Annotated in this window: 24 protein-coding genes and 1 tRNA gene; 14 read left to right on the top strand and 11 right to left on the bottom strand. The window is 66.3% G+C overall.

Going from position 1 to position 23,321, the window contains the following annotated elements; genetic code table 11:
- Positions 1 to 190: 190 nt before the first annotated feature.
- From B1790_RS28945 to argS, 6 genes are all read right to left on the bottom strand, one after another.
- On the bottom strand, positions 191 to 520 hold the full coding sequence (locus tag B1790_RS28945) for a Rho termination factor N-terminal domain-containing protein (RefSeq protein ID WP_233165369.1): 330 nt from the start codon (positions 518 to 520) through the stop codon (positions 191 to 193).
- A gap of 457 nt (positions 521 to 977) precedes the next feature.
- Positions 978 to 1,949 carry a homoserine kinase gene (thrB, locus tag B1790_RS28940; protein WP_079926729.1) on the bottom strand — a complete coding sequence of 324 codons (972 nt, stop codon included), beginning with the start codon at positions 1,947 to 1,949 and terminating at the stop codon, positions 978 to 980.
- Positions 1,950 to 1,965: 16 nt separating this feature from the next.
- Complete coding sequence (gene thrC, locus B1790_RS28935) at positions 1,966 to 3,048, bottom strand: threonine synthase (protein WP_079926728.1); 1,083 nt, start codon at positions 3,046 to 3,048, stop codon at positions 1,966 to 1,968.
- A complete protein-coding gene (locus B1790_RS28930; RefSeq protein ID WP_079926727.1) occupies positions 3,045 to 4,376 on the bottom strand; it encodes a homoserine dehydrogenase in 1,332 nt (443 codons plus the stop codon). The genes thrC and B1790_RS28930 overlap by 4 nt, the downstream gene beginning before the upstream one ends.
- On the bottom strand, positions 4,376 to 5,713 hold the full coding sequence (gene lysA / locus B1790_RS28925) for a diaminopimelate decarboxylase (protein WP_233165368.1): 1,338 nt from the start codon (positions 5,711 to 5,713) through the stop codon (positions 4,376 to 4,378). The genes B1790_RS28930 and lysA overlap by 1 nt, the downstream gene beginning before the upstream one ends.
- A gap of 80 nt (positions 5,714 to 5,793) precedes the next feature.
- The gene (argS, locus tag B1790_RS28920) at positions 5,794 to 7,446 is read right to left on the bottom strand and encodes an arginine--tRNA ligase (protein WP_079926725.1); all 1,653 of its coding nucleotides are present in this window, start codon (positions 7,444 to 7,446) and stop codon (positions 5,794 to 5,796) included.
- Positions 7,447 to 7,584: 138 nt separating this feature from the next.
- Here argS and B1790_RS28915 point away from each other — a divergent pair.
- Positions 7,585 to 7,660 (top strand) — tRNA-Arg (locus B1790_RS28915).
- A 312-nt stretch (positions 7,661 to 7,972) separates the two neighbouring features.
- Positions 7,973 to 8,860 (top strand): hypothetical protein, encoded by an 888-nt coding sequence (locus B1790_RS28910; RefSeq protein ID WP_079926724.1) that lies wholly within the window; start codon positions 7,973 to 7,975, stop codon positions 8,858 to 8,860.
- Between the two features lie 124 nt (positions 8,861 to 8,984).
- Here B1790_RS28910 and B1790_RS28905 read toward each other — a convergent pair whose 3' ends face one another.
- Positions 8,985 to 9,725 (bottom strand): hypothetical protein, encoded by a 741-nt coding sequence (locus tag B1790_RS28905; protein ID WP_079926723.1) that lies wholly within the window; start codon positions 9,723 to 9,725, stop codon positions 8,985 to 8,987.
- Between the two features lie 206 nt (positions 9,726 to 9,931).
- Here B1790_RS28905 and B1790_RS28900 point away from each other — a divergent pair, with 206 nt between their 5' ends.
- Positions 9,932 to 10,375, top strand: coding sequence for a hypothetical protein (locus tag B1790_RS28900; RefSeq protein WP_142271558.1), 444 nt, complete (start codon positions 9,932 to 9,934; stop codon positions 10,373 to 10,375).
- A 38-nt stretch (positions 10,376 to 10,413) separates the two neighbouring features.
- Here the strand turns inward: B1790_RS28900 and B1790_RS28895 are convergent, their stop codons facing one another.
- Positions 10,414 to 11,730 carry a hypothetical protein gene (locus B1790_RS28895; protein ID WP_142271557.1) on the bottom strand — a complete coding sequence of 439 codons (1,317 nt, stop codon included), beginning with the start codon at positions 11,728 to 11,730 and terminating at the stop codon, positions 10,414 to 10,416.
- A 596-nt stretch (positions 11,731 to 12,326) separates the two neighbouring features.
- On the opposite strand from B1790_RS28895, the gene B1790_RS34820 reads away from it, so the two are divergent.
- The 5 genes from B1790_RS34820 (at position 12,327) to B1790_RS28870 (ending at position 16,860) form a co-directional block, all read left to right on the top strand.
- Positions 12,327 to 12,734, top strand: coding sequence for a DUF3291 domain-containing protein (locus B1790_RS34820; RefSeq protein WP_158083889.1), 408 nt, complete (start codon positions 12,327 to 12,329; stop codon positions 12,732 to 12,734).
- Positions 12,735 to 12,837: 103 nt separating this feature from the next.
- The gene (locus B1790_RS28885; RefSeq protein WP_079926719.1) at positions 12,838 to 13,668 is read left to right on the top strand and encodes a DeoR/GlpR family DNA-binding transcription regulator; all 831 of its coding nucleotides are present in this window, start codon (positions 12,838 to 12,840) and stop codon (positions 13,666 to 13,668) included.
- Entirely contained in the window at positions 13,665 to 15,176 is a 1,512-nt protein-coding gene (locus B1790_RS28880; RefSeq protein WP_158083888.1) for an FGGY-family carbohydrate kinase, read from the top strand. The genes B1790_RS28885 and B1790_RS28880 overlap by 4 nt, the downstream gene beginning before the upstream one ends.
- Positions 15,173 to 16,210 carry a zinc-binding dehydrogenase gene (locus tag B1790_RS28875; RefSeq protein ID WP_079926717.1) on the top strand — a complete coding sequence of 346 codons (1,038 nt, stop codon included), beginning with the start codon at positions 15,173 to 15,175 and terminating at the stop codon, positions 16,208 to 16,210. The genes B1790_RS28880 and B1790_RS28875 overlap by 4 nt, the downstream gene beginning before the upstream one ends.
- Positions 16,207 to 16,860, top strand: a complete 654-nt coding sequence (locus B1790_RS28870) for a class II aldolase/adducin family protein (RefSeq protein ID WP_079926716.1) — start codon at positions 16,207 to 16,209, stop codon at positions 16,858 to 16,860. Before B1790_RS28875 ends, B1790_RS28870 begins: the two co-directional genes overlap by 4 nt.
- Here B1790_RS28870 and B1790_RS28865 read toward each other — a convergent pair.
- From B1790_RS28865 to B1790_RS28855, 3 genes are read right to left on the bottom strand one after another with little or no spacing between them, the layout of a single operon-like run.
- The gene (locus B1790_RS28865) at positions 16,857 to 17,852 is read right to left on the bottom strand and encodes an acetamidase/formamidase family protein (RefSeq protein ID WP_079926715.1); all 996 of its coding nucleotides are present in this window, start codon (positions 17,850 to 17,852) and stop codon (positions 16,857 to 16,859) included. The genes B1790_RS28870 and B1790_RS28865 overlap by 4 nt on opposite strands.
- A complete protein-coding gene (locus B1790_RS28860; RefSeq protein ID WP_079926714.1) occupies positions 17,839 to 18,651 on the bottom strand; it encodes a CbtA family protein in 813 nt (270 codons plus the stop codon). Before B1790_RS28860 ends, B1790_RS28865 begins: the two co-directional genes overlap by 14 nt.
- Positions 18,652 to 18,663: 12 nt before the next feature.
- A complete protein-coding gene (locus B1790_RS28855; RefSeq protein ID WP_056559839.1) occupies positions 18,664 to 18,891 on the bottom strand; it encodes a CbtB-domain containing protein in 228 nt (75 codons plus the stop codon).
- Positions 18,892 to 19,147: 256 nt separating this feature from the next.
- On the opposite strand from B1790_RS28855, the gene nthB reads away from it, so the two are divergent.
- From nthB to B1790_RS28825, 6 genes are all read left to right on the top strand, one after another.
- On the top strand, positions 19,148 to 19,843 hold the full coding sequence (gene nthB, locus B1790_RS28850) for a nitrile hydratase subunit beta (RefSeq protein ID WP_079926713.1): 696 nt from the start codon (positions 19,148 to 19,150) through the stop codon (positions 19,841 to 19,843).
- A 47-nt stretch (positions 19,844 to 19,890) separates the two neighbouring features.
- Positions 19,891 to 20,481 (top strand): nitrile hydratase subunit alpha, encoded by a 591-nt coding sequence (nthA, locus tag B1790_RS28845; RefSeq protein ID WP_079926712.1) that lies wholly within the window; start codon positions 19,891 to 19,893, stop codon positions 20,479 to 20,481.
- Positions 20,482 to 20,868, top strand: a complete 387-nt coding sequence (locus tag B1790_RS28840) for a nitrile hydratase accessory protein (protein WP_079926711.1) — start codon at positions 20,482 to 20,484, stop codon at positions 20,866 to 20,868.
- Between the two features lie 10 nt (positions 20,869 to 20,878).
- Positions 20,879 to 21,397, top strand: coding sequence for a DUF1097 domain-containing protein (locus B1790_RS28835; RefSeq protein WP_079926710.1), 519 nt, complete (start codon positions 20,879 to 20,881; stop codon positions 21,395 to 21,397).
- Positions 21,398 to 21,474: 77 nt separating this feature from the next.
- Positions 21,475 to 21,915, top strand: a complete 441-nt coding sequence (locus B1790_RS28830) for a MarR family winged helix-turn-helix transcriptional regulator (RefSeq protein ID WP_233165367.1) — start codon at positions 21,475 to 21,477, stop codon at positions 21,913 to 21,915.
- Between the two features lie 72 nt (positions 21,916 to 21,987).
- Complete coding sequence (locus tag B1790_RS28825; protein WP_079926708.1) at positions 21,988 to 23,073, top strand: substrate-binding domain-containing protein; 1,086 nt, start codon at positions 21,988 to 21,990, stop codon at positions 23,071 to 23,073.
- The last annotated feature ends 248 nt before the right edge of the window (positions 23,074 to 23,321 follow it).

Below are 23,321 nucleotides of genomic sequence, written 5' to 3'. Positions count from 1 at the left end.
CCGTCGTTGCGGTTGTTGCCGCCCTCGTTGCGGTTGCCCTGACGCTCGCCGCTGTTCTGGCGCTCGTTGGTACGCGGAGCCTCGGCCTGGACGGCGTCCTTCTTGTCGGTGTCGTCGGCCTTGGGCGCCTTCTCGGCACCCTTGTCCGGCTTGTCCGCGGGCGCCGCCTCGGGGGCGGCCTTCTGCTCGGTTACGGCCTTCGCTTCGGGAGCCTTGTCCTGCGACTCGACCTTCGCGGTCTGCTCGCCGGATTCCTGGGGCTCGACGGCTGCGCCGGCACTGCGCGACGCACCGCGACGCTCGCGGCGGGCGCGGACGGGCCGCTCAGGTGCGTCACCAGCGGCGACGTCGGCCGCGGGGGCGGCCTCGGCGACCGGGGTCGTCGGCTCGGCGGCCGCCTTGGCCGGAGCCGCGGCGGGCGGTGCTCGCGAATAGCGGCAATCAGCTCGCTCTTGCGCATGCCCGAGGAACCCTTGATGCCAAGCTGGCCCGCAAGGGCACGGAGGTCGGGGAGCACCATCGCGGTCAGGGCGGTGGGGCGGTCGCCCGAGGCCACGACGGTCGTCGCCTTCGCAGGCGCAGCCGAAACCGCTTCCGAGATGGGTGAATTCACGGAGTTCGACAGTTCGACGCCGTCGCTACTGCCTTCAGCCGTGATGAGGTCCGTATCAGACACGGATTTCCTTTCTTTCCCTCGCTGATCCGATTCTGCGAGGGTTCGTCGCATTCAGCTGATCCGCTAAATGCCGGCTACCGAATGCCTTATGTCCCACAATTGCCTGTGCGCAAACCGCTGACATGCAACGGTGATCGCCGGGATTCTCCGCCATGCGGGGAAACGTCATCCACGAGAAGGATTGGTAGTCGTCCTAGTGTAGGCGCAGGCACAGAAGGTGCGATTGCTGGACGAAAGCGAGAATAACCCGCATCGCCTCGGGAAGCAAGAAACACCCTGATTCCCGTGTGGCGCCTGTCAACTATTCGGTCGCGGTTGCGACGCGGACGTCGCCACCGACCGCTTGGGCGGTGGCCCAGCGAACACCCTGGCCAACTGCCATCTCCCCCACGGCGAAACCGTGGGCGACGCCGTACTGGACGGCCTCGGCCGGCAGTTCCGGCTCGGTGCTGAACGCGATCACCGCAGGCCCGGCACCCGAAAGCACCGCTGCGACCCCACAACGGCGCAGGATCGAAAGATATTCCGCCGAGGCGGGCAGTGCCGCCGCCCGTTGCGGCTGGTGCAGGCGATCCTCGGTGGCGGCCATCAGCAGGTCGGGGCGTTCGGTGAGGGCCACCACCATCAACGCCGCCCTGCTCAGGTTGAACCGGGCGTCGACGTGGCTGACGTGGTCGGGCAGCACCGCGCGCGTCTCGGCGGTCGACGACCGAATCTGGGGCACGGCGGGGAACAGATGGATGTCGGGATGCAGGCTCAACCGTGCGGCGGCGTACCGCGTCAGCGGCCCGTCGCCCTCGGTCCACGACACCACGGCGCCACCGAGGACGGCCGCCGACGCGTTGTCCGGGTGTCCTTCGAACTCCGACGACAGCTGGACCAGCTCGTCGTCCGACAGCGTCGGCGAATCACTCTGTGCGACAAGGCCGTTGGCTGCCGCCAGCCCGCCGACGACGGCCGCGGCCGACGACCCGAGTCCACGTGAATGCGGAATTGCGTTGCGCGACCGGACGATCAAGCCGTCGGCGCACACGCCCGCCGCCTGCAGACCCCGTTCGATGGCACGCACCACCAGGTGGGTGGAGTCCAGCGGAACCTGTCCCGCGCCTTCACCGTCGACCTCGACGCGAATCCCGGATTCCGTTGTCTCGACGTAGATTTCGTCGTAGAGACTCAGCGCGAGACCGAGGCTGTCGAAGCCAGGGCCGAGGTTGGCACTGGAGGCGGCCACCACGGAGGTGGCCGCCAGCCCGGCGGGGAGGGTCTGCTTCACCGATGCGCCATTCGTCCTACGCCAACCCTAGCTCGGCCGCGACCGCGATGGGGTCGACGGCGATGGCGGTGACGGGCGGCAGCTCCTTGAGCGCGGTGTCGGGATCCTTCAATCCGTTTCCGGTGACGGTGCACACCACGGTGGAGCCCTTCTCGACCCAGCCGTCGTCGATCGACTTGAGCAGACCGGCGATGCTTGCCGCCGACGCGGGCTCGACGAACACCCCTTCGCTGCGGGCGACGAGGTGGTACGCGGCGAGGATCTCCATGTCCGTTGCGGCCAGGAAGCGGCCGTTGGAGTTCTGCTGCGCCGCGACGGCGGAATCCCACGACGCCGGCGAGCCAATGCGGATGGCCGTGGCGATGGTCTCCGGGTTGAGCACCGGCTCCCCCGACACCAGCGGTGCGGCGCCGGCGGCCTGGGTGCCGAGCATCCGGGGCAGCTTCTGCGCCAGCCCGTCGCGGTGGTACTCGGTGTAGCCCTTCCAGTACGCGGTGATGTTGCCCGCGTTGCCGACGGGCAGGGCGTGCACGTCGGGGGCCTCGCCGAGGGTGTCGACGATCTCGAACGCCGCCGTCTTCTGCCCCTCGATGCGGTACGGGTTGACGGAGTTCACCAGCGACACGGCCGGGAAGTCGGCGGTCAGCTTGCGCGCCAGCTCGAGGCAGTCGTCGAAGTTGCCGTCGATCTGAATGATCTTGGCGCCGTGCATGACCGCCTGGGCGAGCTTGCCCATCGCGATCTTGCCCTGCGGGATCAGCACGGCGCAGGTGATGCCCGCCCGCGCGGCGTAGGCCGCGGCCGAGGCCGACGTGTTGCCGGTCGACGCGCACAGCACGGCCTTCTGGCCCCGGGCCACCGCCTCGGTGACGGCCATCGTCATGCCGCGGTCCTTGAACGAACCGGTCGGGTTGAGTCCCTCGACCTTCAGGTACACCGTGCAGCCGGTCATCTCGGAGAGCTGCTTGGCGTCGATGAGCGGAGTGCCACCCTCGAGCAGGGTGATCGGGGTCCACCCGGCCTCGACCGGGAGCCGGTCACGGTAGGCGTTGATCAGTCCGGGCCACGGTCGGTGCACCGGGGTGTGCGCGGCACTCATTCGTTGGTTCCTTCCAGGCGCAGCACGCTGTTGATGCTCGACACCACGTCGAGATCGGCAAGGGCGTCAACCGTTTCCGACAGCGCGGCGTCGGTCGCACGGTGGGTGACGACGACGATGCGCGCGCCGCACCGCTGACCACCCTCGTCGACCATGCCCTCCTGGCGGACCTCGGCGATGCTCACCTCACGCTTGCCGAACTCCGCGGCGACCGACGACAGCACGCCGGGCCGATCGGCCACGTTCATGCTCACGTAGTAGCGGGTCGGGATGAAACCGATGGGCGCGATGGGCAATTCGGCGTACTTGGACTCGCGTGGGCCTCGCCCGCCGTGAACCCGGTTACGCGCGGCCATGACGAGGTCGCCCATGACGGCCGACGCCGTCGGCGCGCCGCCGGCACCCTGGCCGTAGAACATCAGCCGCCCGGCGGCCTCCGCCTCGACGACGACGGCGTTGAACGCCCCGCTGACCGACGCCAGCGGATGCTGCAGCGGTACCAGCGCGGGGTACACGCGCGCCGAAACACGCTGCTGCCCTTCGTCGTTGATGATGCGCTCGCAGATGGCGAGCAGTTTGATCGTGCAGCCGAGCGCCCTGGCGGACTCGAAGTCGGCCGAGGTGACCTTGGTGATGCCCTCGCGGTAGACGTCGTCGGCGGTCACCCGGGTGTGGAACGCGATCGACGCGAGGATCGCGGCCTTGGCCGCGGCGTCGAATCCCTCGACGTCGGCGGTCGGATCGGCCTCGGCGTAACCGAGTGCGCTCGCGTCGGCCAGCGCCGACGAGTAGTCCGCGCCGGTCTCGTCCATGGCCGAGAGGATGTAGTTGGTGGTGCCGTTGACGATTCCCGCGACGCGCAGCACCGTGTCGCCGGCGAGCGACTGGGTGAGCGGGCGGATGACCGGGATGGCGCCGGCCACCGCGGCCTCGAAGTACAGGTCGGCGTGGGCGGCCTCGGCGGCCTGGGCCAGCTCGCCGGTCGACACCGCCATCAGCGCCTTGTTGGCGGTGACGACCGACTTGCCACGCTCGAGCGCGGCGAGGATCGCCTTGCGCGCGGGCTCGACGGGACCCATGAGTTCGACGACGATGTCCACGTCGTCACGGGAGACCAGTGCGTCGACGTCGTCGGTGAGCATCCCGATCGGGACTCCGCGGTCGTCGCTCACCCGCCGGACGCCGATGCCACGCAGTTCCAGCGGGGCACCGATCCTGGCGGCGAGGTCGGCGGCGCTCGCCTCGATGATGCGCACCACCTCGCTGCCGACGTTGCCCAGCCCCAAAACCGCTACGCCGACCGGCTTTACGCCGTTGTTGTCCACCATTAGTCAACTACCTCCAAGCTCAAGAGATCCTCCACCGTCTCGCGGCGCAGAATCAGACGCGACACTCCGTCACGTACCGCCACCACGGCCGGACGGCCGAGCAGGTTGTACCGGCTCGACATCGAATAGCAATACGCCCCGGTGGCGGCGACCCCGATCAGGTCGCCGGGCGCGACGTCGTCGGACACCCAGGTGTCGCGGACGACGATGTCACCGCTCTCGCAGTGCTTTCCGACGATGCGGGTCAGGGCAGGAGCCCCGTCGCTGACCCGGGACACCAGGCGGGCGTCGTACTCGGCCCCGTACAGCGAGGTCCGAATGTTGTCGCTCATCCCGCCGTCGACGCTGACGTAGCGCCGGTGCGCCGTCTGACTGACGGCGACGTCCTTGACCGTGCCCACCTCGTACAGCGTGACGGTGCCGGGACCGGCGATGGCGCGGCCCGGTTCCACGACGAGTTTCGGCGCGGGCAGGCCGACGGCCGCCGATTCGTTGACGACGATGGCGCCGATCTTGGCGGCCAGGTCCTCCATCGGAGGCGGATCGTCCTGCGGCAGGTACGAGATGCCAAGTCCCCCACCGAGGTCGACGATGGACATCTGCGCGGTCTTCTCGACGCCGAACTCGGCGACCACGTCGCGGAGCAGTCCGATGACGCGGTGGGCGGCCAGTTCGAAACCGGCGACGTCGAAGATCTGCGAGCCGATGTGGCTGTGCAGGCCGACGAGGCGCAGGTGGTCGGCGGCGAACACCCGCCGGATCGCGTCCATCGCCGCACCGCTGGCCAGCGAGAGGCCGAACTTCTGGTCCTCGTGGGCGGTGGAGATGAACTCGTGGGTGTGCGCCTCGACCCCGACGGTGACGCGCACCAGCACGTCCTGCAGCACGCCCGCCTCACCGGCGATGGCGTCGAGGCGGTCGATCTCGGTCAGCGAGTCGAGGACGACGTGCTCTACACCCGCCTTGACGGCCATCTCGAGCTCGGCGACGGACTTGTTGTTGCCATGCAGCGCAATGCGTTCCGGCGGGAAGTTCGCGTTGAGCGCGACGGCGAGCTCTCCCCCGCTGGCCACGTCCAGGGACAGGCCCTCTTCGTCGATCCACTTCGCGATCTCGCTGCACAGGAACGCCTTGGCGGCGTAGCGAACGTGCTCGCCCCCGCCGAAGGCCGACGAGATGTCGCGGCAGCGGGACCGGAAGTCGTCCTCGTCGATGACGAACAGCGGGGTGCCGTATTCGGCGGCCAGCTGGGTGACGGGGACACCGGCGATGGTCACCTCGCCGTCCGGGTTACGAACGGCGTTGCGCGGCCACACGTTCGGGGCCAACGCCAGCATCTCGCCGGCGGTCTTCGGAACTGCGGGCGCGTTGCCGTGGCGGGTGTCCTCGGCGTGGCGGGGACCAGCGGGATGCGCCATCACATGCGCTCCGGCGCACTGACGCCCAGAATCTGCAGACCGTTGGCGATCACTTGGCGGGTGGCCTGGCACAGCGCGAGCCGGGCTGCGTGCAGATCGGTCGGATCCTCGTCGCCCTGCGGCAGCACCCGGCACGAATCGTAGAACCGGTGGTAGTCACCCGCGAGGTCTTCGAGGTAGCGGCACACCCGGTGCGGCTCCCGCAGCGACGCTGCGGTCTGCAGCACGCGCGGGAAGTCGCCGATGCTGCGCATCAGCTTGCCCTCGCGGTCGTGGGTCAGCAGTTCGAGGTGCGCGGTGCTGGCGGCGAGGCCGAGGTCGGCGGCGCTGCGGGCCAAGGCGGACAGCCGAGCGTGCGCGTATTGCACGTAGTAGACCGGGTTTTCGCTCGACGCGCTCGACCACAGGGCGAGGTCGATGTCGATGGGGCTGTCGACGGAACTGCGGATCAAGACGTACCGGGCGGCGTCCACGCCGATGGCCTCGACGAGGTCGTCGAGGGTGATGACGGTGCCTGCGCGCTTGCTCATCCGCATGGGCTGGCCGTCGCGGACCAGGTTGACCATCTGCCCGATGAGCACCTCGACGGTGGCCGGGTCGTCGCCGAGGGCGGCCGCGGCGGCCTTGAGCCGGGCGATGTAGCCGTGGTGGTCGGCGCCCAGCATGTAGATGCAGAGGTCGAAACCGCGTTGGCGCTTGTCCAGGTAGTAGGCGAGGTCACCGGCGACGTAGGCCGGGTTGCCGTCGCTCTTGATGACGACGCGGTCCTTGTCGTCACCGAAGTCGGTGGTGCGCAACCAGGTTGCGCCGTCCTTCTCGTAGATGTTGCCGGTCTCGCGGAGCTTGGCGATGGCTTGGTCGACCCGGCCCGAGGTGTGCATCGAGTCTTCGTGGGTGTAGATGTCGAAGTCGGTGCCGAAGTCGTGCAGCGATTTCTTGATGTGGGTGAACATCAGGTCGACGCCGATCGACCGGAAGGTCTCCAGGATCTGGTCTTCGGGCTGACTCAGCACGTCGGGCTCGGCGGCCACGACCTGCTGGGCGATCTCGGCGATGTAGGCGCCGGCGTAGCCGTCCTCGGGGGTGGGCTCGCCCTTGGCCGAGGCGATGAGCGACTTGGCGAACCGGTCGATCTGGGTGCCGTGGTCGTTGAAGTAGTACTCCCGGACCACCTCGGCGCCCTGGGTGGAGAGCAGCCGGCCCAGCGCGTCGCCGACCGCGGCCCAGCGGGTGCCGCCGATGTGGATCGGGCCGGTCGGGTTCGCGGAGACGAACTCGAGGTTGACCTTCTCGCCGGCGAGCTCCCCGGAGTCGCCGTATGCCGCGCCGGCGGCGATGACGTTCTCGACCACCACGCCCTGGGCGGAGGCCTCGATGCGCAGGTTGACGAAGCCGGGTCCGGCGACGTCGGCGCCGGCGATGCCGTCGGTACCCGCGAGGGCCTCGGCCAGCCAGCCGGCCAACTCCCGGGGGTTGACACCGACCTTCTTGGCCACCTGAAGCGACAGGTTGGTGGCGTAATCGCCGTGCTCGGGGTTGCGCGGGCGCTCGACGACGACCGTCTCCGGCAGGGCGGCGGCGTCGAGCCCATGCTCGGCCAATACCGCCGCGGCGGTGGTCTTGAGCAGCTCGGCCAGATCGGCTGGGGTCACGGGGGACCATCCTATGGTCTGGGGTGGTTTCTCCCCGAATCCTTTACTCGCAGGTGCGCGGGCCACCCGGGCGGCGATCAAGCCGTCGGCCATGCGTTAGGCTGTGCAAGCCCAATCGGCGCTGCTGGTTCAGCATGCGCCCCCGTAGCTCAGGGGATAGAGCGTCCGCCTCCGGAGCGGAAGGCCGCAGGTTCGAATCCTGCCGGGGGCACCACATATCTTCGCAGCTAGGGCCCGTTTGACCTCCCTTAGACTGCTGCCGTGCCCCCACGTGCTATCTATTTGTGTCGGGCCATGCCCACCCGAAAAGCTCGCCGAACGTCGGATCGCTCCCTGCATCTCGTCGGCAGGCAAGAAGCAAATGCCCGACGGCACAGTGATCATGATGGGACGACCCCAAGACTGGTCGCTTCACCTAGCACTTGACCCAAGGGATTGATGGCCTAGGACATGCCTCTTGGCCGAGTGTCGCGCCCGAATCGTGGTAGTTGACAATTACCCTCACGGCGACGAGGAGTGGGTAGCAATGGACGAGTACGACTACGAGTGGGGCCACGCAACGGTGACCTACCCAGACTGGGTGGGTACATTGCAGCTCGATCAGAAGCTGACCGGGCCGGTGGACATCTATGACCTCACCGGGGTTGACCGAGATGAGTGGCTCATCATCGGGCTCGATTTCGGCGGCGGTGAAACTGGGATGCACACACCACACGTCATCGCCGTGCGCAAGTCAGAACTAGCCGAGCGATCCATCTACGAGACGCCGAACATTCGGGCGGCCGATATCCAAATCCACGGCGTGGAGCCCTTCGAACTGCTCCACCGGATTACGCACCTGCTGGACATGCGTCTTCGCATCCGGTCGGTGCGGGACGCCACAATTACGATTACGGAGCTTCTGGACGTGCCGCCCCAGGACGAGCACGACGACATAGAAGCCGACGACATAGCGCCTGACGAGCCAGAGCCAGAGACGGCGGATGACCCTCTGGCCCTTGCCGCTCAAGTGATGACCCGAGCTGACAGGCTCCAGCCCAAAGCTTTTGAACGCGGCTACAACATCACGTATAAAGTGTCGGGATCGCTTGGAAGTGGCGAAACCTCGGTTGCCGAGTACGTCGTATGGCGCATTGACCAACGTCCCGAAAACAACACCGGCCGGTCGTTCTCGTCAGCGCAAGCAGTTCAGAACTATCTCACCGAGCTCGCTCGACTGCCTCGTTATCGGCTTGATTTGCTTGACTCGCAGGTACGAGAGGAAACCGACGGCGAACAGCCTTTCTCGGTCATCACGGACGCGCGGTCCGGCAAAGAATTTTTCATTCGCATCACGGATATCGAGGCGGGCACCGAGCTGTTCATGCACGCCGAAGAACCACCCGGCGGCAGTTGGGTCTTAGACAACCCGTAAACGTTGCGCCTCGCAGTGTGGGCCGATCCCAGATTCTGGAGCGTTCGCGAATTCAGTGCTGTCCGCTCAACTTCCGAAGGCAGTGCTTCTAACATACTCATTCGATAGCTGTGGACGCTCGTCGCTAGCGACCATCGGTACTGCGCCTTCGCAGCCGCTCCTTGATATCTGTGAGATCGAAGCCCATCACGATTTCTGGCATGTCTACCGGCGCGACCTCGCCGTGTTCCAAAAAGGCTTCAGATTTAGGGGCGTAGCGGTCGTCCGCGTTGATGAACGAGACGTGACAGTAAGGACTCACTGTGGACGCCTTCTTCGCCACGCGCCGGTTCACAGCCGCCAATAGGTTCATGTGCTCTCGCGGGTCTCGCGGATGAACGGAAAGTTGCTCGGAGAGTAAGGCGGCGCGTTCATCTGCTATGACGCGCCGGGCGGGTGCCCCATTGCCAAATACAAAGGGTTTCGTGAGCTTTTCCACCTTGTGGTCAAACGACCGGGTCACAAAGCCCCTTGGCTTCATGTTGGAAAAACCGGCGAAGTAGCGCTGATCACCGTCAATTACAAGCACATTCAAGACCAGTGACCACCGGAGGGGAGCAATCTCCTGCTTCAGTTGTCGGCCCAAATGCTTCATGGACGAGTTAAATTCCACTGCGTGGTCGCGCAGGGTCTCTTTTAGCCAGCCGCCGAAAGCCCTGCCTCCAGGGAGGATCGCGACGTCGCCAGTGTAAGCAAATAGGGCTTTGGATCCGCTTCGGTAGTACACGGTCAAAAACTTCACTGCGTCAGGAAGTGGCTCAGACCCCTTTTTCTTCGGCGTAATGCGATAGTCGACCGACATGTAGATTCCCTCTGACTTGCTCATCCCCAGTATCAACGTCAACGCATCGTGCCTTCAAACTCCCTTTCCATCAGAGAATCTCTCTGAGCCGCACGCCGTGAAACTAGCAGTCTCGGCCGTTGGGCCGGGATGACGGGGGTGGGGGTCTCTACGCCCCATTGGCGCTGCCGTCACCGTGTGGTCGGCGATTTTCCCCGAAAGCGAATGGGGTCTGACTGACAATGGGAAGCGTGGAAGACCTACCCGACACCTTCGCGGTCACGCTCGGACGAGTCCTTTACCTCGGCGGGCGGGTCGAGATGCTGCTTGATCGCTGCCTTGCCCCAGCTGGCGGCGAGCCGCCTCGCCGCGGCCTAAGCGGCACCCGGCTTGTGGAGCAACTTCGCAAGATCGCGCCTAGGGGTACGCGCCTTGAACAGATCACCGACGGATACGAAGCGCTGCACGAATGGCGCAATCATCTGGTGCATGGTGCCCACTACTACGCGAACGGAACCCTTTGGACTTGGCGCGAGCCAACTAGCGCGAAGGGCAACGCAGCCTTCAGCTATCAGTTCAATCTCGCCAGCCTGCAGCAGACGGCACAGGCTTGGCAGAACCTTGCCGACGCCGCTCAGGACGCGCTCGACCAAAAGACCGACTCGGCCTCAGCGAGCCAATCAGAACGCGAATAGTCAAATCGTCGACGCGTTGTCCTGCTGAACCCCGGCGGCTAGCGGTCCGGTGGTGCCAGCACGCGCTCCTGAGCAGCGTGAGATGCCTCCAGCAGTCTAAAGAGGTGTCCTCGCACTACTCGACCAAGGACGCCCGCAACTACGTGCAAGTCGTAGGGATCGAAAGTCTCTTTACCGTGCGATAACTGATTCCTGACATATCGCAGTGCCCCGACGGTGGTAGTGACCTTGTCGACCTGCGCGAGAACGGTCTTCACTAGTTTGGACTCTGCCAACTCTGGTTCTAGATTCATGGGCAGTGATTGGAGCATCTCTATAAGCGCGTCGTCCAGATTTTCTGGCGTCCTCGGCAACGTCCGCTCCAAGTACTCAAAGTCCTTATTTTCTAGGCTCTTTCGACAACCATCAATAATCCTTGCCCGCTTCGCCTCAAACTTCGCCCACCTCCCACTCAGTCGCTCTTCGTGGCCGCAGAGCCCTTCTAGTGCCTGCACCAGCAGAAGAAAGCGTGCACGTGATGCCTGGTCTGACCCCAACGAGTGCACGTCGTACGTGTCCAAGATCGGATTCTGCTCCGTTTGGAGGCTCTGCCAGCGCCGGAGCAGATGGAGCAGCGACTCGCCTTCGGCGAGGCGGATGGACGAGACATGCTTGTCGGGGACCGTGCTCTCTGAGGCATACGGCTTCTGAGTAACGGACCTTGTGAACACTTGGAATTGGCGCCGAGAGGGCGGGTCATCGTCGCCTTCGATAACAGGCGAGCACGACCAGTAGGTGATGTCTTCGTTTTGCGCCGTGGCGGCCGACACTAGCCCGTGCAGTGGAAGGACCCACGACGTGAAGAAGTCCTTAATCGGCACGGGTGTCTTCAATTCGATTGTGACAGTTGGGCTGAACGCCACACTAAAGTGATACCCAGTGATGCCGGTGTCTGCGGAGATGCGATATTCGAGCGACACTTCAGCGTCGCCATCGGACCAAACCTGACAACTGTCCTTACGGAACTTCACCTGAAACGTGGGATCATCTGCCTCGTAGGGCTTTTCGGGGTAGCCAATCTCTTCGATTGGGCAGCGCGCCGCGAACGAATCAAGATGGGTGACTTGGACCATGCCGGAGTCCACCAAGACATCAGGCGTTCTCGGGATACCGTGCCCCACCAGCGCAGCCCAAGCATCAAAATGGGCGTTAGCGCCCGACATGATCCCGCCACGGTCCTCTTGCCACGATCTGAGCATCGCGTCAACCAGGATTACGTCGCGTCCGTTGACTAACTCGCCGCAGACGGTCGGGTATTCAAACTTCTGTGGGAAGCCTGCCGAGAGCCCGCCGCTAGAGGAAATTTGATAGGTCACGGGTGCACGCCCGTAGACGGCCCCTGCAGGCTGACTGTCGCCGAGAAGCGTGACATCGCCCTCCGATTGCCAGGCCTCCTCATGTGGCGGCTTGTACAACGTCCAACTACACCTGTGGGTGCCAGGGGTCGTTTTGACCGTCAGTGCTGACTCAGGCATTGGTCTCCTTAATCGAGGTCAGGCCTCAAGGACTGGCCGTTGCTGGGCGATTCTTGCAGGGGTTGCCGACACTCAGCGGTATGCGATGGCTGCTGCGTGCACCCTGGGCTGGACTCCGTTGGCGTTTTCCGTCACAGACGCACGAAGAGCGATGCTCTGGCCATGAAGGAGTACCGGCTGATGGCCAAGCGGAGGTCCCCGCTGGCGGCCAGGAAGCCTCTACATCTCTTGTGTCAACACCCGCCACAACGCAAGACGTGCAGCGCTCACCGCCGCTGAACGAGATGTGCGCCTGTTCAGATATCTGCAGCCGACCAGAAACTCCGGTGGCCCCCCAATACCTTCGGTCCGCGGCCGCTTCCCCTCATTCCACTATTGACATGTCACTACTGGCATGTGAGCCTGGGGTGGACCGACCACCTCCCGGGGGGAAATCCATGCCGACACTTCCGTGGGCCACACCCAAGCAGCGCCCAGCCCTCACCGCCAACCCGACCGTGATGGCCTCCAAGTTCCAACTGCGAGACCGCCGCGACGTGCCCGCATTCTTCGTCGCCGCGTTGCGAATTCGCCGTCAGATGCTGAATTCACCTGGCGTGTTGGGCGTTTCGCTGATCGCCAAGCCCCTCAAGGGCACCTTCTTCACGCTGTCCGCCTGGGAGAGCCGCGAGCACCTGCAGGCCGCCGTCGTCGGCCACCCCCACGTCGAGACGATGAAGCGCTTCGCCCCACGCACCGCGCAATCACTGTTCGCGTTCTGGACTCCCGGGACCGACAGTCGCCCAACGTGGCAGGAGGCCCACAAAAGACTCGACGAGGAAGCCGCCAAGACCTACCGCCGCTGACCCACCGCACCACTCCCCCGTCGAATCTCACATAGCCGGTGTTTCAATGTGATGTTTGGTGATACTTTCGCATGACGGCGAGAGAACGGAAGGGGTGAGAGAGATGGCGCAGTCAACGAAGATCAGCAGCCACGTCCACCGGCGCTCCGAGATCGTGGCGTTCGTGAAGTCCCGCGGCGGCGCCCGCATCGACGAGCTCGCCGACCGGTTCGGCGTCAGCACCATGACCATTCACCGCGACCTCGACCAGCTCGACGCCCAGGGCATGCTCCGCAAGGTTCGCTCCGGCGCCGAGGCGCCGCCCAGCGAGGCGTTCGAGCGCAGCGTCGAAATGCGCCGGGGTCTCAACGTCAGCGAGAAGGACGCGATCGCCAAGGCCGGCTACCAGTGGGCTGCCCAGCGGGTCGACATGCAAGCCGTCGCCGTCGACGACAGCACCACCGCCCTGCACGTTCTGCCCGCCCTGCGAGCCCACCTTCCGCTGACCGTCGTGACCAACTTCCTGCCCGCCATCAACGAACTCGCCACCGACCCCGACGTCCGGCTCAACGCCGTCGGCGGCGACTACGTGGCCGACTTCTCGTCCTTCGTCGGCCCGCAATCGGTCCGCACGCTGCGCGACATGCACTACGACGTCCTCTTCATGTCGGTGCCCGCCGTGTCCCGCGGCATGTGCTTCCACCCCTCGAGCGCCGCCGCCGACCTCAAGCGCGCCTTCGTCGAAAGTGCCGAGCTGAGCGTCCTTCTCGTCGACCACACCAAGTTCACCCGACGTGCCGTCCACCGCATCTGCGATCTGGAGGAGTTCGACGCGGTCGTCGTCGACGACGGACTGGAGCCCGACGACGTACAACGGCTCGAGGACGCCGGCGCCAACGTGATCGTGGCGCTCCGGTCGGGTCCCGCACCGACGTTCGACGAGGTCCTGCCGTGAACTCACCACTTGTCATCGCCGTGGACTGCTCGACGACGGCAGCCAAGGCCATCGTCGTCGACCGCACCGGACGCGTCGTCGGCGACGGCGCCCACGCCCTCTCCACCGCCAGCCCGGCACCGCACTGGTTCGAGCAGAATGCCGCCGACTGGTGGACCGCCACCGACCACGCTGTGCGCCAAGCACTCACCCACGTCGACGACCCCGGGTCCGTCGCCGCCATCTGCGTGACCCACCAGCGCGAGAGCTTCGTGTGCCTCGACGCGAACGGCGAGGCTTTGCGGCCGGCGATCCTCTGGATGGACGGTCGGGCGCACGCCGAGGCGCGCCGTTACGGCACCGAGCGCGTCGAATTGCTGTGCGGCAAGCCAGCCGACATCACGCCGGGCCTCTACAAGCTGCTCTGGCTCCGCGACCACGAGCCCGAAACCCTTTCTCGCAGCGCCCACGTCGCCGACGTGCACACCTATCTGGTGCACGCCATGACCGGCCGCTGGACGTCGAGCACCGCCTCGGTCGACCCGCTCGCGCTGCTGGACCAGGCGACCGGTGACTACGCCGACGAACTGCTCGAGCTCGCCGGGGTTCGCCGCGACCAACTCCCCGACCTCGTGCCCACCGGCACGTCGCTTGGACCGCTTCGCGCGGATGTCGCCGACGCGTGGGGCCTCGCCAGGAGCGTGCCGGTGATCGCCGGCACCGGTGACGGTCAGACCGCCGGAATCGGGCTTGGCGTCACCGATCCCGGCAGCGCCTACCTCGTCCTTGGCACGGCCGTGGTGATCGGCAGCGAGACCACCGCGTACCTGCCTGCCCGCGCCTACCGGTCGATGATCTCGGCGACCCCAGGACACACCACCGTCGAGACGTTCAGCTCGTCGGGCACCTATCTGTCGACGTGGTTCCGCCAGCAGTTCGGCGACCCGGACCTGGCAGGCGCACCCGATCCCGCGCTCGAACGCGATGCCGCCGCGCTGCCCGTTGGCAGTGAACGACTGCTGACCCTGCCGTACTGGAACGCCGCGCAGACGCCGCACTGGGACAGCCAGGCCTCCGGGGTGACGCTGGGTTGGCAGGGCTGCCACACCCGCGCGCACTTCTACCGATCGCTGCTCGAGGGCATCGCCTTCGAATTGCGCATGCAGCTCGACGGTTTGGAGGCGGCGCGCGGCGAACGCGTCGAGGTGCTGCGCGCGATGGGCGGCGGTGCTCGCAGCGCGCTGTGGACGCAGATCCTCGCCGACGTGTTCGACCGACCGCTCGAGGTGCGCGCCGCCGGTGAGGTCAGCGCGCTCGGCGCGGCCGCCATCGCGCTGACCGCCATCGGTGAATACGCCTCGCTGCCAGAGGCGGCGGCCGCGCTGGCCACCACCGACGCCGTCGTCGAACCCCGCCCGTGGGCCGCCGCGTCGTATGCCGACCTGCGGTCGATCTACGAGCGCCTCTACTCCACCACCCGAGACCTGCTTCACGACCTGCACGACCTATCGCTAGGAGAAAACCGATGAGAGCGGCCATGTTCTACGGGCCAGGGGACCTTCGGTTCGAGGACGTCGCGTCCACCGAACCCGCACCGGGTGAGGTGCTGGTGGAGGTCCGGGCGGCCGCCACGTGCGGCACCGACCTGAAGTCCTACCGGCGCGGGCACCCGAAGCTGTTCCCCACCCTGCCAGCACGTTTCGGTCACGAATTCGCGGGCGTCATCACCGCCGTCGGGGACGGCGTCGACCAGTTCGCCGTCGGCGACCGCGTGACCGCCGCCAACACCGTGCCGTGCGGGTACTGCTGGGCGTGCGTCCGCAACCGCGAGAGCCTGTGCGAGAATCTCGAATTCCTCAACGGCGCGTTCGCCGAGGAGGTACTCATTCCCGCTGCGATCGTCGCGCGCAACACCTACAAGCTGCCCGACGACCTCGACTTCGCCGACGCCGCCCCGCTGGAGCCACTGGCCACCGTCGTGCACGGAATGGCCGAGACCGGAATCGAATTGGGCGACACCGTGGTGGTCCACGGCGCGGGCCCCATCGGCCTGATGTTCGTGCGGCTCTCCACGCTGCGGGGTGCCAACGTCATCTCCGTCGACCAGTCCCCCTGGCGCCTCGAGCAGGCCAAACTGGCGGGCGCCGTCGACACCATTGACCTGTCCGACGTGCCGGACTTCGAGGATCGCGTCGCGCTGATCAAGTCGCGGACACCGCATGGGCGCGGCGCCGACGTCGGCATCGAAGCGGTCGGACTGCCCCAGGTGTGGGAGCAGACCGTGCGCACGCTGCGCCCGGGTGCCACCGCCGTCCTGTTCGGCGGAACGCCCAAGGGCGCACCGTTCTCCGTCGACTCGAGCGCGATGCACTACGAGGAGTACACCCTCAAGGGCGTCTTCCACCACACGCCGAACTACGTGCGCACCGCCGTCGAACTGTTGGCGAGCCGCAAGGTCGACGGGTCGATGCTCGTCACCGAACGCCGCCCGCTGGACCAGTTGGTGCCGAGCCTGGAGGACATGGCTGCCGGTCGCGGTTCGAAGTACATCCTCGAGCCATGAGCCTCCGACTGGAATCCGAACGTCGACAGGTCGTCGACGCCTGCCTGTCCCTGAGCCGCTCCGGCTTGGTGGTCGGCACCGCGGGCAACGTCTCGATCCGGGTCGACGACGTGGTCGTCATCTCCCCCAGCGGCGTTGACTACGAGGCGATGTCACCGCGCGACGTCGGCATTCACGACCTCGACGGCCGACCGGTCGACGCGGTGCTGCAGCCGTCCAGCGAGTTGGCCTTGCACCTGGCCGTGTACCGGGAGTTGGGCCACACCGCCGTGGTGCACACCCACGGGCCGGCGTCGACCGCGCTGTCCGCCGTCGTCGACGAAGTGCCTGCGTCGCACTACTATTCGGCTCTCTTCGGCGGCGCGGTCCGGGTGGCGCCGTACGCGACGTTCGGCACCGCCCAGCTGGCCGACAACGTCACCGCGGCGCTGCGTGAGCGCACGGCCGCCCTGATGGGCAACCACGGCGCCGTCCTGGTCGGGGCTGCGCTGCCCAAGGTACTGAGCATGGTGGCGTACCTGGAGTACATCTGCGACGTCCAGTTGCGTGCCATGGCCAGCGGCGCACCCGTGCGGGTGCTCTCCGAAGAAGAGATCGCCGAGGTCGGCCGCCGACTCGCGGGCTACGGACAGGAGTCCGCGTCCACCTAGCCCACGGTCACCGCCCGCAGCCTCTGGTGGGTCCCGGCATACGGATCCGACTGCGGCAGCAGTGACTTCGCGATCTTGGTGACCGCGCTGTAGTTGACGTCGACGACGTTGGCCAACGGCGACTGACAGAGCTGGCTGCACACCTGATAGGCGTCCATCGGGCCGAGGCCGTACAGCTCGGTCAGCCAGCGCACCATCTCGACTTGCGAACAGCGCCAGGCGTCTTCGAGCGGGCGCGCGGAGCCGACGGTCAGCAGGGCGTCGTCGTGCTCCAGGCGTGGCCATGCGGGTGCGCCGCCCTTGATCAGGTCGACGACGATCGTCACGTTCATCGCACCCTCGAGCGCGGTGCCGCACGTCTCGCCCTCGCCCTGCCGGTAGTGGCCGTCGCCGACGGAGAACAACGCGCCGTCGACGTTGACGCCAAGGTAGACCGTGGTCCCGGCCCGCAGTTCGGGGGTGTCCATGTTGCCACCGAAGTAGTCGGGCACCAGCGTGGTGCGCACCTCACGGAGCGCCGGTGCGACGCCGACGGTCCCCAGCATGGGTGCCAGCGGCATCGTCATGGTGAAGCCGGTCTCATGGGCGACGAACGTGGCTTGCCCTGCGGCCCTGTCGATCTGGTAGATCCAGGTGAGTTCCGGAAGTGGTGGCTGCAGTCCGGCGGTCCGGTCGGTTCCGGTCAGGGCGCCGAACAGCGGGATGGTGGTGGACGCGGCCCAGTCGCGGGCGGGTTCCAGCGACACCACGTGCAGGGCGAGGGTGTCCCCCGGCTCGGCACCGGTGACGTAGAACGGACCGGTCTGCGGGTTGAGCTCCTTCGGGTTGAGCACCTCACTGGGCTTGTCGGCGCTGGAGGTGACGCGACCGGCGAAGGCATCCTCGGTCCACAGCTTCAGCACCGTCCCGGGCGCCACCTCCATCACGGGCTCCGCCCCACCGAACGTCCAGACGTACTGCTCCGGGGTCGGCGTGAACTCAACGGTCGCCATGCGCAGCTCCTACGAACGGTGTGGCCGAATCGTGGCGTGCGGTGCGTGGCAACATCACCGCGAAGCCCGCGGCGATGACTGACCACAGAATCGCCTGCGTCAGCAGGGAGTCGATCCTGAAGTTGCTCAACACCTCTGCCGGGAATCCGGGGAACACGATCTCGCCGTCGGGTCCCGCCATTGGACCCGGCACCTCGTGGAAGGACGGCATGAGCGCCATGACCGTCGCCACCGCCACCAGGTAGCCGGCCGTCGCGGCGATCCCGGATTGCCAGCCGCCGATGCGAGGAGCCGACCGTAGGCCGGCGCTGACGGCGGCCACAGCCAGCACCACCGACGAAACGACGATCGCCAGGTACGCGGTGGTCCGGTCGCCGATGGTCTCCTCGAGACCAACGCCGGGCGGATTCGGCGGGAAGGCCAGCGACGGGATCACGGTGGTTGACACGAATGCGGCGACGGCGAGCAGGACCGCAGCGGCCCGGGGGTCGACCGCCATCCCGTGCCTGCGCAGCACGGCCCGAAGGACGCTGAAGACCACCGCGAACAGCGCGCCCATCACCACGCCGAACACCAAGGTGCCCACGCCGGCCCCGATGTTCTCCTGCAGCGCCCTGGTGAAGACCTCGTGCGCGTGGCCGTGTTCACCGGTCAGGGCCGCCTCGGCATGCGCACGCCCCTCCTCGTAGCCGATGGCCTGGTCGATCAGCGGCGAGATTTCAAGGCGGGCGTACGCGAACGACGCGAGTCCGGCGACCAGTCCCGACGCCACGCCGATTCCGATGTACTTCTTCTCCATGTCGAATCCCGTTCAGTGGCAGGGGAAGCCCAGCAGGTGCCGGGCGTCGTGGACGAACTCGTGGACGTGGGTGTCGGCGCCGAACACCGACACCGCGCCCTGGTCGTAGCCGAGGAAGTAGTAGGCGATCAGCGCGAGCACCGTCGTGCCGGTGAGCCACAGCGCGGTTCCGACCACCGTGCTGTCCGGGGTGTCGACGGCGCCGCTCCAGCGTGCCACCGATTCGTGGGAAGCAGTCATCTCTAGGCCCTCCTGAGGAATTAGTTCCGCATCGCAACTATTGCGTGCTGCAGCGAGTCTGGGTCAGCGTTCGGCCGCCGTCAACCCGAGACCGGCCCTGACAGGACATGCGAAATCTGTTCTTAACAAGGAGCATCCGTTCGTGTAAACCCTGCGTTACGACCTGGTCGCAGGGTTTGCGCTCCGTCCCGAGGATGGGTTTAGTTGCCAAGTGGAAGTATTTTCACGCTGAACTAAAGATCGGAGACGAACCGACATGCACGGTCCGCACGACGTCGGAGGCCGCGACGGTCTCGGCCCCATCGCCACCGAATTCCTCGAGCCAGGAATCCCGGACTGGCGCTACCCCTTCGAAGGCCGGATGCACGCGGTCACCGCAATGGCCATCGCGAAGGGCGCGTTCAACCTCGACGAGCAGCGCCACGGCATCGAGTTGATGAAGTGGAGCGACTACACCGACTCCACCTACTACGCCCACTGGCTGTTCTCGGTGGAGAAGCTGCTCAACGACAAGGGGTACATCAGCCACGACGAGATCGACACGCGGATGGCCGAACTCGGAGCTCCGAGCATGACACCACACCCCGAGAAGCCGGCAACCCTCTCCCCCTTCGCCGAGAAGATGGTCGACGTGCTGTGGAAGGGCACCCCGCACGACCTGCCCGCCGAGGCTCCGCCGGTCTACGACGTCGGCGCGGCGGTCCGGGTGCGAAACATTCACGACACCAAGCACAACCGCCTGCCCGGGTACCTCAACCGCGCCAGCGGAGTGATCGCCAAGCAGTACGGCGCCTTTCACGATCCGGCGGCCAGCGCGCACCAACAGACCGACGTCCCCCACCAGCTCTACATGGTCCGGTTCACCTCGACCGAAATCTGGGGCGACGGCGCCGTCGAGGAATTCGATCTGTACGCCGACCTGTTCGAGGACTACCTCGAACCCGCCAACTAGTCCCACCAGTCCCACCCCAAACACCGAACACACGAGGAGATCTGACGATGGACTGGCTTTCACTACCCGACGTCGAGGCGCGGGTGAACGCATTGGAATCACTGATGGTCGAGAAGGGCTTGGCCGAGCACGAAGCCGTCGACGCCGTGGTGGCATCCTTCGAGAACGACATGGGACCCGTCAACGGCGCCAAGGTCGTCGTCAGGGCGTGGACCGACCCGGAGTACAAGGAGTGGCTGCTGCGCGACGCCACCGCCGCCATCGCCGACATGGGCTTCACCGGCCTGCAGACCGAGCACATGGTGGCCGTGGAGAACACCGCCGAGCGGCACAACGTCGTCGTCTGCACGCTGTGCTCCTGCTACCCCTGGACGCTGCTCGGCATTCCGCCTGCATGGTTCAAGTACCCGCAGTACCGCGCCAGGGTCGTGAAGGAACCCCGCAGCGTCCTGGCCGAATTCGGCGTCGAACTGCCCGCCGACGTCAAGATCGACGTGTGGGACAGCAGCGCCGAGATTCGGTACCTGGTGATCCCCCAACGCCCCGCGGGAACCGACGACATGACGGCCGACGACTTGATGTCGCTGATCAGCCGCGACTCCATGGTCGGCACCGCACTCGTCGGGATGGGGGCCTAGATGACCGCCGCCACGATCGACCTCACCGGCTTCGACGACTGGGACGGCGCCTCGGCCCTCCCGAGGTCCAACGGCGAACTCGTCTTCGACGCGCCATGGCAGGGCCGACTGTTCGGCCTCGTCGTGCACCTATGCACGGCAGGCGCCTTCGAATGGGACGAGTTCAAGGAACATCTGATCGCGGTGATCGACGAGTCGGGACTGACCGACGTCTGCGATCCGGCGGTGTACTACCGCCAGTTCGGCGAGGCGTTCTGTCGACTCGCCGCCACCAAGCAGTTCTTCGACGCGACGGCGCTCGACGAGCGGACCGTGACCGAGGCGGCGCTGCTTGCGCACGACGATCACGACCACGACCACGACCACGACCACCCGCATCACCACTAGGAGCACCGAGATGAGCAAGGCAACCGCGCTGTCCATCAGCGTCGGAATCTTTGGCGCGCTGTCCACCTGGCTGACCGCGACGGTATGGCTACTTCCGGTCTGGGTGCTGTTCCTGGCATGGGCGTCGTTCTTCTTCGTCGGATCCGGCCCCTCTGGCCTGGTGAAGAGCGTCGCCTGCAACTGGGCGGGCATCCTCATCGCCACGTGCACGCTGCTGGCGGTGAGCGCCACGACCAGCGCCGTCCTGCTGGCCGTCGCGGTCGGAATCGGAAGTCTGACAATGGTTCAGGTGTCCCGACTTCCGTGGCTGTCGGCCACCCCCGCCATCGTGTTCGGGTTCGCGATGACGGTCGGCACGATCGCCGCCACCGGAAACGGCATCCTCACGGCAGGGGTGTCCAACCCCGCCCTGATCGCCGCCGTGACCGCACTGGTGGGTGCCACGTTCGGGATCGCGTCGGAGTGGGGGGCGTCCGTCGTCGCCAAGGTCGGCGGCGCCCGCGTCGTGCAATCCGGCCAGCCGGCATGAATGCCGCATACCCCACCGCCGGATATGCTGGCCGAAAACATGATTCGGACATGACGACCGCACCAAGAGGAGGGGCCGTGCCCATCACGACGAGCGTGGACAGCGTCTCCGAGGTTCTGTTCCGGGCGGGACGCTGGTGGACCGAGGCGTTCTCGACCAGCTTGCTCGACGCGGACATCGCGAGCATCGAGGGCTGGCGGGTGCTCGGAGTGCTGCGCGGCGGCGACGGGTTCACCATGAGCGACATCGCCGCGGCGATGTCGGTGGCCCCGCCGACGTTGACGCGCATCGTGGACAAGTTGGTCGACGGCGGGTTCGTCGTCCGTCGCGTCGACGCGATGGACCGCCGCCGGGTGCTGGTGTACCTGTCGTCGAAGGGAAAGACGAAGGTACGCAAACTGGCCCGCCAGGAGGCGGCCCTGAAGACCGCCCTGGCCGACGAGTTCGGCGAAGACACCGCCGTTCAGCTTTTGCACACGCTGGCCCGGGTCGCGGAACTGTCGGTTCCCGGCCGCTAACACCCACGAAATACCCCGGTAATCAAGGGCATTCACGATCGGTACCCACGCAAGAGTGGACGGAGGTGGGACGTGCTCGGCAAGCCTTCCGTGCGCCCGACCCGAGAAACCCTCGACGTCGCACTCGTGGTGCCCCAGAGCGGATCCGCCGGGATCTACGGGCCGTCGTGCGAGGCTTGCGCCGAACTCGCGATCGCCGACGTGAACGCCCGCGCGGGACTGCTGGGACGTCGGATTCGACTGGTCCCGGTGGACGGCAGCCGGGCGCCTGCGGCCGTGGCGGCCGAGATCGCCGCGCTGCTCGAGCTCGGGGCAATCGACGCAGTCACCGGATGGCACATCTCGCCGGTGCGCCAGGCCGTCGCGAGGGTCACCGCGAACCGGGTGCCCTACGTGTACGGACCGCTGTACGAGGGCGGTGAGCGCACGCCAGGGCTGTTCCTCACCGGCGAGACCCCGTCGCGCCAACTCCTGCCGGCGATGGACTGGATGAACACCGAGTTCGGGGTCGACCGGTGGGTCGTGATCGGCAACGACTACGTCTGGCCAAGGGAGACGGGCACGGCCGCGCGCCTGCACGCGCAGGCACGGGGGCGTCCACTGGTCGGCGAGCTCTATCTACCGTTGGGCACGTCCGACTTCAGCGCCGCCATCCGGCAGGTTGAGACCACCGGTGCATCGGGAGTGCTGCTGCTGTTGGTCGGAGGCGACGGCGTCGAGTTCAACCGGCAGTTCGCGGCCTCCGGCATGGCCGCCGCGGTGCCCCGACTGAGCCCGCACGTCGAAGAGAACATGCTGATGGCCAGCGGCTCCGAAAGCAACGACGGCCTGTTCGCCTCCGCGGGGTATTTCGAAGCGCTCAACACGACGGCGAGCATGGACTTCGCCGAGCGCTACTATTCACGCTTCGGACCGGCCGCGCCTGCGCTGAATAGCATCGGCGAGTCCTGCTACGAGGCGCTGACCTTGCTCATCACGCTGGCAACCCGGGCTGGATCGCTCGGCGTTCCCGAGCTCACAGCCGCCGCAGAGAACCTGACCTACGTCAGCCCGCGGGGCGAAGTCAGCATGCGCGGCAACCAGATGTCCCAGGACATCTACGTCGCCGAAGCCGTCGGGATGGACTTCGAGGTTCGTCAGCGGATCTCAGCCGCTTAGCCCTTCGCACCCCGACGTGCAGATTGGGCAAATTAACGACGATGGCATTTCCCTACGGACACCCGTTTGCCATCCGAGCACCGCGATGCCGACCTCTGATGACTTGACCAGGTGCTTAAGGCTGTGGCATCGGTCGTCGACCGGAGTGAAGGGCCGAGGCTCCGGCAACAATTCTTTGCAGCAGTATTGGCGCTGCCAAAAAGTACATACCAATGGTAGGTTCTAGCAATCGTCACCAAAAACGGGGC

This window comes from Mycobacterium sp. AT1, from assembly GCF_002043095.1.
Classification (GTDB): domain Bacteria; phylum Actinomycetota; class Actinomycetes; order Mycobacteriales; family Mycobacteriaceae; genus Mycobacterium.
The sequence above is the reverse complement of the archived record's forward strand: the minus strand, read 5'-3'. Positions and strand labels throughout refer to the sequence as shown.